The organism is Vibrio fujianensis, assembly GCF_002749895.1.
Taxonomy (GTDB): Bacteria; Pseudomonadota; Gammaproteobacteria; order Enterobacterales; family Vibrionaceae; genus Vibrio; species Vibrio fujianensis.
The window spans coordinates 50,489-62,177 of the sequence record NZ_NBUS01000040.1; the positions used below are offsets into that span (position 1 = coordinate 50,489).

Sequence of the window (11,689 nt, forward strand, 5' to 3'; positions counted from 1 at the left end):
CGCGATAACACTTTCTCTAGTGATGAACTGGATCGTGGGCCCTATCTTGATGTTCACATTAGCCATCATTTTCTTACGCGATCAACCTGGTTATATGGTAGGGCTGATTCTGATCGGCCTTGCTCGCTGCATCGCTATGGTGTTGGTTTGGAATGACATCAGTGGCGGAAACAAAGAGTACGGTGCCACTTTGGTTGCGTTAAATAGCGCGTTTCAAATTGTCACCTACAGTTTTATGGCATGGCTATTTATTACCGTTTTACCGCCTTATTTTGGTCTGGAAAGTTTCGTGGTTGACATCACGATCTGGGATATTGCACAAAGCGTGTTAATTTATTTAGGCATCCCCTTCTTAGCGGGTTTCTTAAGCCGAAAAGTATTGGTCTCAGCAAAAGGGGAACAGTGGTACAACGAGATTTTTATTCCACGTATATCACCGATCACCTTGATTGCGCTTTTGGCAACCATCGTTTTAATGTTTAGCCTGAAAGGTGAAATGATCATTGAATTACCGATGGATGTATTGCGTATTGCAGTGCCACTTATCATCTATTTTATGGTGATGTTTTTTGCCAGTTTCTACATCGGAAAACGTATGGGGATCCCTTACGACCAAAACGCCTCTATCGCCTTTACTTCATCAGGCAATAATTTCGAGCTAGCTATTGCCGTCTCTATTGCGGTATTCGGGCTCAACTCTGATCAAGCGTTTGCTGGTGTGATTGGACCTTTAGTTGAAGTACCTATTTTAATCGCTTTGGTTAACGTCGCTTTAAGAATGAAGCGTAAATATTATGCTTAAGCCCAGTCTATCGAAACAAACATCCGTCGTGCCATGTCTTATGGAGACATGGCATTTTTCCGAATCCGAACTCTACCGCTGGCTTCTGAAACAAACCGGCGATTCTGATCTGAGTTTTGATTTACTACAAGATACCTTCTTAAAAGCATTACAGCAGAAGCAAGCGTTTTGCGATATTCAAAACCAAAGAGCGTGGTTATATCGGGTGGCGCGGAATATGCTCATTGATAAGCAACGTAAGACGAATCAAGAACAATTTCAGGAGCTGAGTGATAATGAGTCGATATGGCAAGAGCATGAACTCCCCGCCGTCGATAGCCTTGCGCAATGCCTACCAAAAGCACTTTCAAACCTGACTGAATCTGAGAGAGAAATTATCAAACAGTGTGATCTACAAGGTCTTACTCAGCAGGCGTTTGCCGAGCAAAATGGACTTACGTTAGTGGCAACCAAGTCGCGCATTCAACGCGCCAGACAAAAACTTAAACACATTTTGCAAACGCAATGTCATATACGTTTCGACGAACAACAGCGTGTTTGCTGCTTTTTCAAAGATAGCGACAGCCGATAATATTGTCACAGCTGAATAGGCGACGGCAGGCGCATCATAATCTGCATTCATTGCCTCTTCTGAGTAAAGCGAACCTTACTGGGTTATCTTGCCATTAACCATAGTAAAAATTCTGCATCCTTTCGGCACTGACTTCGTCTTAGTGACATAAAGACAAATTATGAGGTTGAAGGAGCCGGTATGTTTGAAGTCTTTACCCATCTTGCTGATTGGATGACCTATCAGCTGTTTGCTATGCAGCAAGGTACTAAGTTGGCAGATGCAGCCCACTTTTTTATTGAAGATACCAGCAAAATAATGGTGTTGCTGGTTGTCATGATTTACCTCATTGCTTTATTTCGCGCCTCTTTAAAGGTTGAAAAAGTGCGCCACTACCTTGCAGGCAAACGGCGTCTTTTTGGCTATGTGACGGGGAGTGTTTTCGGGGCGATCACCCCATTTTGCTCATGTTCCAGTATTCCCGTTTTTCTTGGCTTTACCTCCGCAGGTATCCCGCTTGGGATCACCATGGCTTTTTTGATTACCTCGCCATTGATCAATGAAATCGCAGTATTGCTTCTGTTTAGCCTGCTTGGCTGGAAATTCACCATCCTGTATGTGCTGATTGGAATGCTGATCGGGATACTGAGTGGCTGGTTTTTAGACACCATAAGAGCAGAGCGTTGGTTGCAACCTTTTGCCGCAAAAGCGATGCAGAAAGCCCAAGCCCGGCAACATACACAGGGAAATCTAGGCGTTAGCAACGAAGAGGCCGCAATCTCGCTTTCATATCGGCATCAGTTTGCCAAACAGGAGATGGTTGAGATCATCGGGCGGGTTTGGAAATGGGTGTTTATTGGCGTGGGTATAGGCGCAGGCTTACATGGTTTTGTACCCGATGGCTGGATAGAAACCCACTTAGGCGCGGGTCAATGGTGGTCTGTTCCAGCTTCAGTATTAATTGGTATCCCTTTGTATTCTAATGCGACGGGGGTGATTCCCATCATGGAGAGTTTACTGAGAAATGGTCTTCCCATTGGTACGACATTAGCGTTTTGTATGAGTACCGTCGCCGCAAGTGTGCCTGAATTTGTCATGCTAAAACAAGTGATGCAATGGCGCTTATTGGGGCTTCTTTTTGGTCTACTGCTAACAGCGTTTACTGTTATGGGGTGGATATTTAACTTACCGTTCTGGCAATTTTAGGAGATAAACATGAAAGCATTTAAAGTACTCGGTTCAGGTTGTGCCAACTGCGTCAATACCGCGAAACTGATTGAGAAAGTTGCGGCAGAGCAAGGCATTGATGTTTCGGTTGAAAAAGTGACCGACCTTGAAACGATCATGAATTATGGCGTGATGTCTACGCCAGGTGTCGTCATGGATGAAGAAGTGGTTCACGCAGGAGGAGTCCCTACACCGGAGCTTATTTTAACTTGGTTAAAGTAAGGAGCGCTAATTTTTACCAGTTTTCGAATAGCGAACTGTCCCAATCCTAATTTGATAAGTAGAAAGGTGACCCATTTTTCCCAAAGCGCTCCTTTCGGAGCGCTTTTCTTGTTTATGTTGGTTATTCCCAATCAAGGATGACTTTGCCGGAAGCCCCGCTACGCATAGCATCAAAGCCTTTTTGAAAATCATCGACCTTGAAGTGATGGGTGATAATTGGGGTTAAATCTAAGCCTGATTGAATGAGGCTTGCCATCTTGTACCAAGTTTCGAACATTTCCCGACCATAAATGCCTTTGATGACTAAGCCTTTAAAAATCACTTGGTTCCAATCAATCGCCATCGATGAAGGTGGAATACCTAGCAAAGCCACCCGTCCGCCATGATTCATGGTTTGCAGCATCGAGCTAAACGCACTTGGTACTCCAGACATTTCAAGGCCGACATCAAAGCCTTCTGTCATGCCGAGTTCATTCATGACCTCTTCAAGTGTTTGCTCTGCGACGTTAACCGCCCGCGTTACACCAATTTTACGTGCTAAATCAAGGCGGTATTCATTCACATCGGTGATCACCACATGACGAGCACCAACATGTTTCGCCACCGCTGCCGCCATAATACCGATTGGGCCAGCACCAGTAATGAGTACATCTTCTCCGACTAAATCAAACGACAACGCTGTATGAACCGCATTGCCAAAGGGATCAAAAATCGCCGCCAAATCATCAGAAATATCGGCTGGAATTTTAAACGCATTAAAAGCGGGTATCACTAAATACTCTGAGAATGAACCGGTGCGATTCACCCCCACCCCAATCGTATTGCGGCAAAGGTGAGTACGACCACCACGGCAATTACGACAGTGACCACACGTAATATGACCTTCACCAGAAACGCGATCTCCTATTTCAAAACCGCGAACTTCTTGACCAATACCAACCACTTCACCGACGTATTCATGGCCCACCACCATAGGTACAGGGATGGTTTTTTGCGACCATTCATCCCAGTTGTAAATATGCACATCGGTGCCACAAATGGCGGTCTTTTTGATTTTAATCAGCAAGTCATTATGACCCAGCTCTGGCATATCCACTTCGGTCATCCAGATACCTTGCTCGGGTTTTAACTTGGCTAATGCTTTAATTTTCATTTGATAAGCCCCATCTCTTGGCCGACTTCAATAAAGACGTCAATCGCTCTGTCGAGCTGCTCGCGACTGTGAGCCGCTGACATTTGCGTGCGGATCCGCGCCTGACCTTTTGGCACCACCGGGAAAGAAAAACCAACCACGTAAATGCCCTTCACTAATGCACGCTCAGCAAACTCAGCGGCCACTTTCGCATCACCCAGCATAATCGGGATGATCGCATGATCAGCGCCGCCCATGGTAAAACCTGCTGCTTCCATACGAGTACGAAAATGTGCTGCGTTGCTCCACAATTTATCGCGCAGCTCACCACTCTCAGCTAACAGATCCAAAACACGCAAAGAAGCGGCGACAATCGCAGGCGCGACGGAGTTTGAGAACAGATAAGGACGTGAACGCTGGCGCAGCCAATCAATCACTTCTTTTTTACCAGAAGTATAACCACCAGAAGCGCCACCCATCGCTTTGCCTAGCGTTCCGGTAATAATATCAATTCTGTCGATAACGTTATGATATTCATGCGTACCACGGCCATTTGCGCCCATAAAGCCGACTGCATGGGAATCATCCACCATCACCAAAGCATGGTATTTGTCCGCTAAATCACAAATCGCTGGCAAGTTCGCCACTACGCCGTCCATAGAGAAAACACCATCTGTGACAATCAGCTTATGGCGTGCGCCCGCTTGGTCAGCAGCAATCAGCTGCTGCTCCAACTCTTGCATGTTGTTATTGCTGTAACGAAAACGCATCGCTTTACATAAACGAACGCCATCAATGATCGAAGCGTGATTCAGCGCATCAGAGATGATGGCATCTTCTTTATCAAGTAGTGTTTCAAATAATCCGGTGTTCGCATCAAAGCACGAGGTGTAAAGAATGGTGTCTTCTTTGCCCAGGAAAGCAGACAGCTTCTCTTCAAGCTGCTTATGGATATCTTGCGTACCACAGATAAAACGTACCGAAGCCATCCCGAAACCATGGGTCGCCATACCTTGCTGGCCCGCTTCAATCAAAGCCGGATGATTAGCCAAACCAAGATAATTATTGGCGCAAAAGTTAAGCACTTCTTGACCGGTTGAGATAGAAACCGCCGCTTGTTGTTGTGAGGTGATCACACGTTCAGACTTATAGAGACCTTCGGTTTTAACATCATCCAGCTGTTGGCGTATTTGTTGATAAAAATCACAAGACATTGCTATTTCCTTCTTTAATATTCTTGCTCGTTCACGATGTGGAACCATTTAGTAAATTTCCCATTTACACTGTAAAGCCACTGACATAACAGGCTTTACAATGGTGGAACTTTGAATCAGTGTAAGTGTAATCGATGTCTAGAGAGAGCATTATCTTGGGTTGTGGAAAATCATTTATGAAATAAAATCACAAATAAACGACTGAGGAATATAAAATTAATATCAATAAACCTTGGCACAGATCACAAAAGTGAATATTAAAAATGATACACAAGGGCTGATTGGTCATTAATCTGCCAGAATAGTGCGTTTGTGTCGCAATAACTCGGCAATTGACGATGAAACACCCAATGAAGAACTCAAATAAAATACATTTTATACCCAAACAACTTGGAGTGGCAGGTAGGCGACAAGTGAGTCAATCCCCATCAGCATAGACAGGCTAGTTGATTGGGGTGAAAGAACGTAGCCAACACCCGTGCAGCTTCAAGTAGGAAGGGGATATTGATAAATAAAAATAAAAACATAATAAAAGCGAATAATTTAGCCATACAACTATCCTATCGATAGATGGTTATAAACTCCTATTAGCAATTTATCAGAGTAAGCACACCCATTATGCTTAATACGAAACTCATCAGCCTACTCCCAGATCTAGCCACTTTTATTTTAGTGGTTAATGAAGGTAGCTTTACTGCTGCCGCCCAAAAACTGGGGGTTACGCCATCAGCATTGAGCAAGCTGATTACTCGCCTAGAACTGGCGCTTTCTGTTAAATTATTTGAAAGAACGACCCGCAAACTGGTCATTACTCAAGCCGGACAAAGAGTCTATGATCAGTGCTTAGTGATGGTTAATGCCGCCCAGCAAGCTTTTGAATTATCTCATGCTGACCATACTGAACCCTCTGGAGCATTAACGATTGCAGCTCCCGAAGCCTTTCTTAATTCGGTTCTCCAGCCTTTCGTCATTCCTTTCCTCAAGCAGTACCCTCTCATTCAGCTCAAATTGCGGGTTATCGATGGAGAGATTGATCTGTTCCGCCATAACATCGATGTGGCTTTTAAACTAACAGATAAACCCGATGAAAATTTAGTGCTACGTGAATTGTGCAAAACAAACTTAGTGCTGTGCGCGAGCCCTACCTATTTGCAGGAGCGAGGCACGCCTTGTCACCCAACAGAGTTGAAAGAGCATGATTGCTTATATCTTGCAGAGACGGAACGCGATCATATTTGGGATTTTCTTAAAGAGGATGAATTCCATACCGTGCCCATTTCAGGTCGCTATGCCGTCAACCATTCGCAAATGCGCCTAAATGCAGTAAAAAGTGGACTGGGAATTGGAATTTTCCATGATTTTGTTATACAAAATGCTTTAGTAAAGGGGGAAGTGGTTCAATTACTACCAGATTGGACGATAAAAAGTAACTACCACGGAGCCATTGCCATGCAGTATGCTCAAACCAAATATATGCCCGCTCGATTACGCGTCTTTATTGATTTTATTCTGCTGCACCTCAAACCTAAATTAGCAACACCAGCAAAATGATTCCCCATCCCCAAACGCACATGGGCGATGGGAGAATCATTATCATCACCTAACCGCTAGCCAAATAAACGTTGCCATAGACTCGGCTTTTTTTTCTCATGATATTCAATACGAAGATCATCGACTTCTTTTAGTGACCGTTTAGCCGCATCAAATTCACCTGCTGAGAGTTCATTCGTCACTTGATCTAAGGCCACCGTCAGCTTGTTAAACCCTTCTTGATAAATACTTGCTCTTTCTGGTGGGTATTGCGCCTGTTTTGCTTGTGTTACCAACACGCTCAACTGTGCAATGGGCACTTGCATGTCTTCAACAGTTTGCGCTTCTGCTGCGGCCTTAAATTCCAATTTCATCTGTTGCATGAGTGGTTTCAGATCCATATTAGCCGCCCATGCCTGACTAGCGACTAATAATAGTCCCGTACTCAACAGTAAACGTTTTTTCATTGTATAACTTCCTTATAATGTCTATGTCCAAACGACTTGCAGTTGCCGGTAGGCGGCAAAGGAGTTTATCCCCATTAACATAGACCAACTATGTGATTGGGGTAAACGAAAACAGCTAGCACCACTGCGTCTTCAAGTAAAAGGGGATATACCTATTTTGCTTAAACAACCGATCAAAAAACCAGACATATTTACCTTTATTGATATTCAAAAATAGATTGATATTCAGAAATAGGCTGGCGTCCGCGTAGTGCAAGAAAGGCCAAAAATTGTTGCGGGCAATGAGTAATAACGCTGGATGGCTCGACACCAACCTTATCTAATAATTCACTCGCGAGCGTTAAATTGCCGACGTCATGACAAAAGTGCGCGTCACTCCCTGTTGTGATCCAGGCTCCCACCGATTTGGCTATTTCAGCGATATGATAACAACGCTCAACACTGCCCACTCGACTATGTCCTTTTAAGGTACTGTTATTAATTTCTATTGCAACATTATACTCTGCCGCACACTTAATCACGGTTTCAAAGTCAAAATCAAAATTGGGATTGCCTAAGTGTCCTAATGCATCTACCCGACCGCTTTTTATCGTGTTGATCAGCGCTTGGGTATGAACAGCTTGGGTACTCGGCTGAAAAACTGGCTCATGAAAACTAGCGATAACCCAATCTAGATGTTGATCAACGGAAGGGTGAAGATCCACCTCACCTTGTACATTAAGAATATTTGATTCTATTCCTCGAATAATCGCTACATCATGTAAAAAGCGGGGTAAAATTCGTTGATTGGCAAAAAACCAATAATGAGGAGCCCCAGGCATCGACTCAGTATGATCGGTAGTACAGAACATCTGCAGCCCTTTTTCTTGCGCCGCTTTAGCATTTTCGATTAACGTACTATAAGCGTGACCACTAGCGTATGTGTGTGTATGAGTATCGACCGCAAGTTTCATAACCAACTCCCTTATATTTAGCAGGTGAACAGTTTACCAGCCTGAGAATCAGCTTACCAATCGTATACCCAGAGGCCCTTTCAATGTCATATATCGGATCAAATCTCGCCCTCCGTCATCTTGGGTGAGATTCACACAATCACTCCATCCGCTTGGCAACTCAATCGACCTGAACAATACTTAATCCATGACCTAACTTAGGATGTGATCATGGTGAAGCGCTATTTCTCCCTCAGCATACAAATCAGTACACTATTCATGGTACTGGTTGTGTTTATTGGCATGATACTTATTATGGTGGGCTCCCATTATTCTAAACAACTGGTTCAAGTTAGCCTGACACAGAGCCATCAAGAAAAACGAGAAAAAATAGAGCAGACTTTCCAGCAAGGTATTGCCCCAATCATCACCACGCTTGATTTTATGGCCTTCAGCCATTTTATTGATGGGCACTATCCTATTGATGAAGACATTCGCTCACTCAACGCATTAAATCTAATTTTTCAGCAAAATCCATATTTAGTAACGGTTTATTTCGGCAATGAAAATGGCGATTTCACCATGCTGGTTCCTTTATTTAACGAACAGAGCAAACAACGTTATCAAGCTCCGCAAGAAGCTCACTTACTGATTAATGAAACACTAGTCAATGGATATAGCCGCATCACCTTTTTAGATCAACACTTTATTCCTATTCAACAAACAGAACATCACGACACACCATTTGATCCACGTGTCCGCCCGTGGTTTGTGAATGCAAAAAGTGATGGTGCTATCCGCCTGACTGAACCTTATTTTTTTTACTTTATCAATCAGTACGGTGTATCGCTCTCGCGCCGATCCTTGGATCAAAAAAAAGTGGTGGGTGCCGATTTCACCCTAGATGGCCTCTCAGAACAGTTGTCAAACATCGCTTATACCGCCAATACTCAACTGGCACTCTTTGATCAAAATTTCCAACTATTGGCACAGCACAACACTTCAATGACATTCCGTGAACCTAGCTCAGGAGATCAAACCCCGTTTTCATCCAGTATCTTTGCCAATTTAACATCAGAAGCAGCCAAGAAAAGTACGCTGAAAACCTTCACTTTTGCGGATCAATCCTGGATTGGAGCAAACTCCTTGATTAAGTTAAGCCCAGAGGTAAACCTAATTCTTGCCCATGCAACCCCAGAAAATGACCTAATGGCAACCTTATTAAGCATTCGGGATAAACAAATATTCTTAGCTTTGTTCATGTTGAGTATTAGTTTTCTTTTTGTCCGGTTTGTTTCGAATAGAATTGCCAAGCCACTCAGTGATTTAGTCGTGCAAACCGGTAACATTTCTCGTTTTGATTTCCAAAAAACTCGCTATCCCAAAAGCATCATTAAAGAAGTTGCCGATCTAACGAAATCGATCGAATTGATGGAACACACGCTGCATGACTTATTACGCCTACTGCGTGATGCTGCCTCTAACCAAGACTTTGACGTTTTTGCGAAAACCATTACTCATCAAGGTTATTTGATCACGAAGGCTGAAACTATTTTACTTTATACCTATAACCACGATCAGCAGCAGTTCACCACCGCCGCCAACCACGCAATCATACCATTTAAAATTGACATCAATACCTTAGTACAAAGCACACCTTGGCTATTGACCAAGCTACGTCAAGGACAAATCATACATTTAAATCGTAACGACAATGTATTATTCCCTTATAAAGATCAGCTATTTAATAGCGATATTTATCTGTTTCCATTAATTAATAAATCACGTCAACTGATTGGTGTACTGAATTTGGGGTACGAACGGGCAATCAAAAAATCGCAACTTGACAAACACGCGTTCCTGCGTGAAGTGCTTAGCTTTGCAGAAATTGCCAAAGATAATATTGATAAAATGCAGCAGCAAAAAGAGATGCTGAATGCTTTTATTACCTTAATCGCCTCGGCCATTGATACTAAATCTCCCTATACAGGAGGCCACTGCCAACGAGTGCCTGAATTGACCCAAATGCTCGCCAAAGCCGCAACTAAAGATAAGCGTTATTTCCCCGACTTCATCTTATCTACCGAACAGTGGGAAGAATTAATGCTCGCCGCTTGGATGCACGATTGCGGGAAAGTCACCACGCCCGAATATGTGGTCGATAAAGCGACCAAACTTGAGACGATTTATGACCGAATCCACGAAATACGTATGCGTTTTGAATTGCTGAAAGTACAAGCTGAAGCCGATTACTGGCAAGCCATCGCTAACGGTGGTAATCCCGTCACTCTACAAAAAACACTCACCAAACAACACCAGACGCTTGATGATGAATTTACCTTTGTCGCACAGTGCAATATTGGCAGTGAATCAATGACGGAGCAAGATATCGCCCGACTTGGACAGATTGCTCAACGACAATGGAAGCGCACCTTAGATGATCAAATCGGTATCTCTTGGCTGGAAGCTCAGCGTCATCGCAACAAACCCACCTTGCCAGTGATGGAAAACGTTCTGGCTGATAAAGTGGTTCATCAAATAAAATGGGATAGCGCTCCACTAGCAACAATAGAACAAGAAGGCTTTGTACTTAAGCCCAAACCGCTGCGCTATAACCGCGGTGAGCTGTATAACCTCAGTGTGCGCCGCGGCACCTTAACCGAGGAAGAACGCTTTATGATCAATGACCATATTATTCAAACAATTGTCATGCTAAAACGTCTTCCCTATCCAGAACATCTCAAAAATGTGCCCGACATTGCAGGAGGACATCATGAACGAATGGATGGAAAAGGCTACCCAAGAGGATTAAATGAACAACAACTTTCCATTCCAGCTCGCATTATGGCCATCGCCGATGTTTTCGAAGCACTGACATCGAGTGATAGGCCATATAAAAAAGCCAAAACACTCACCGAATCGATAGACATCATGACGACCATGGCGACCAGTGGCCATATTGATCCAAAACTTTACCTACTTTTTTTAGAACAGAAGGTGTACCAAACCTATGCCGATCAATTTCTCGATGAAGCACAACGAGACCAAGTCGCGATTGATCAACACATTCAAGCCGTGAAAACTTATTTACGCGACCAGTTTTAATTTATCTCGCACTTTGAACACTCAATATTTAATCGATTGCGTCATCAATAGTTGATGTATGTCAAATTGTCGTAGACAATACCTGCCAAAGAACGGTAGCCATTTCACTCACTGTGTGATCTGGATATCGGTTTTGACTATGAGCATGATAGCCAAAAACTACTTTTTATACGTGTACTGCGCTGCTAAAGTCAACAATCCTAGAGTTGGCGCATACTAAGTACTTCGTTTTTAAGGGAAAGATGATGGTAATACCTGAAAACAGCTGCATCGTTATTTTTGGTGCATCGGGAGATCTCACCTACCGTAAGTTAGTTCCTGCTTTATATCATTTATATGCAAGCAAACAACTTCCTGAATCCTTTTGTATTTTAGGTGTTAGTCGAACGGAATATAGCGATCAAACTTATCGAGAAAAATTAACACGCTCCCTGCAAGAGTTAGAAAAAACCGAACCCGCCATTCTTGATGCTTTCAGTGAACACCTTCACTATCAAGCCATTGACAC

The 11,689-nt window shown here is 43.4% G+C and carries 10 protein-coding genes and 1 pseudogene; 7 read left to right on the forward strand and 4 right to left on the reverse strand.

The genetic code is table 11. The annotated features are described in order from the left end of the window. From arsB to B7C60_RS06195, 4 genes are all read left to right on the forward strand, one after another. Window positions 1–802 (forward strand): ACR3 family arsenite efflux transporter (gene arsB / locus B7C60_RS06180; protein WP_245868689.1); only part of this gene is annotated, 802 nt, incomplete at its 5' end. 40 nt (window positions 803–842) lie between these two features. Beyond that, complete coding sequence (locus B7C60_RS06185) at window positions 843–1,373, forward strand: sigma-70 family RNA polymerase sigma factor (protein WP_216639308.1); 531 nt, start codon at window positions 843–845, stop codon at window positions 1,371–1,373. 180 nt (window positions 1,374–1,553) lie between these two features. Continuing rightward, window positions 1,554–2,558 (forward strand): permease, encoded by a 1,005-nt coding sequence (locus B7C60_RS06190; RefSeq protein WP_099610905.1) that lies wholly within the window; start codon window positions 1,554–1,556, stop codon window positions 2,556–2,558. Between the two features lie 9 nt (window positions 2,559–2,567). Continuing rightward, the gene (locus B7C60_RS06195; RefSeq protein ID WP_099610906.1) at window positions 2,568–2,801 is read left to right on the forward strand and encodes a thioredoxin family protein; all 234 of its coding nucleotides are present in this window, start codon (window positions 2,568–2,570) and stop codon (window positions 2,799–2,801) included. A 121-nt stretch (window positions 2,802–2,922) separates the two neighbouring features. Here B7C60_RS06195 and tdh read toward each other — a convergent pair whose 3' ends face one another. Further along, window positions 2,923–3,954 carry an L-threonine 3-dehydrogenase gene (gene tdh / locus B7C60_RS06200; protein WP_099610907.1) on the reverse strand — a complete coding sequence of 344 codons (1,032 nt, stop codon included), beginning with the start codon at window positions 3,952–3,954 and terminating at the stop codon, window positions 2,923–2,925. Then, window positions 3,951–5,147: a glycine C-acetyltransferase gene (locus B7C60_RS06205; RefSeq protein ID WP_099610908.1), complete on the reverse strand. Its 1,197-nt coding sequence runs from the start codon at window positions 5,145–5,147 to the stop codon at window positions 3,951–3,953. Before B7C60_RS06205 ends, tdh begins: the two co-directional genes overlap by 4 nt. A gap of 618 nt (window positions 5,148–5,765) precedes the next feature. On the opposite strand from B7C60_RS06205, the gene B7C60_RS06210 reads away from it, so the two are divergent. Then, entirely contained in the window at window positions 5,766–6,698 is a 933-nt protein-coding gene (locus B7C60_RS06210) for a LysR family transcriptional regulator (RefSeq protein ID WP_099610909.1), read from the forward strand. Window positions 6,699–6,754: 56 nt separating this feature from the next. Here the strand turns inward: B7C60_RS06210 and B7C60_RS06215 are convergent, their stop codons facing one another. Together B7C60_RS06215 and B7C60_RS06220 are read right to left on the reverse strand one after the other, a co-directional pair. After that, on the reverse strand, window positions 6,755–7,144 hold the full coding sequence (locus tag B7C60_RS06215) for a cytochrome b562 (protein WP_099610910.1): 390 nt from the start codon (window positions 7,142–7,144) through the stop codon (window positions 6,755–6,757). A 197-nt stretch (window positions 7,145–7,341) separates the two neighbouring features. Next, window positions 7,342–8,097 (reverse strand): phosphatase, encoded by a 756-nt coding sequence (locus tag B7C60_RS06220; protein WP_099610911.1) that lies wholly within the window; start codon window positions 8,095–8,097, stop codon window positions 7,342–7,344. Window positions 8,098–8,307: 210 nt separating this feature from the next. Between B7C60_RS06220 and B7C60_RS06225 the strand changes: the two genes are divergently transcribed. Both B7C60_RS06225 and B7C60_RS18060 read left to right on the forward strand, forming a co-directional pair. Next, window positions 8,308–11,181 (forward strand): HD domain-containing phosphohydrolase, encoded by a 2,874-nt coding sequence (locus B7C60_RS06225; protein WP_099610912.1) that lies wholly within the window; start codon window positions 8,308–8,310, stop codon window positions 11,179–11,181. 245 nt (window positions 11,182–11,426) lie between these two features. Beyond that, window positions 11,427–11,689, forward strand: a pseudogene (locus tag B7C60_RS18060) (glucose-6-phosphate dehydrogenase); the annotation flags it as partial.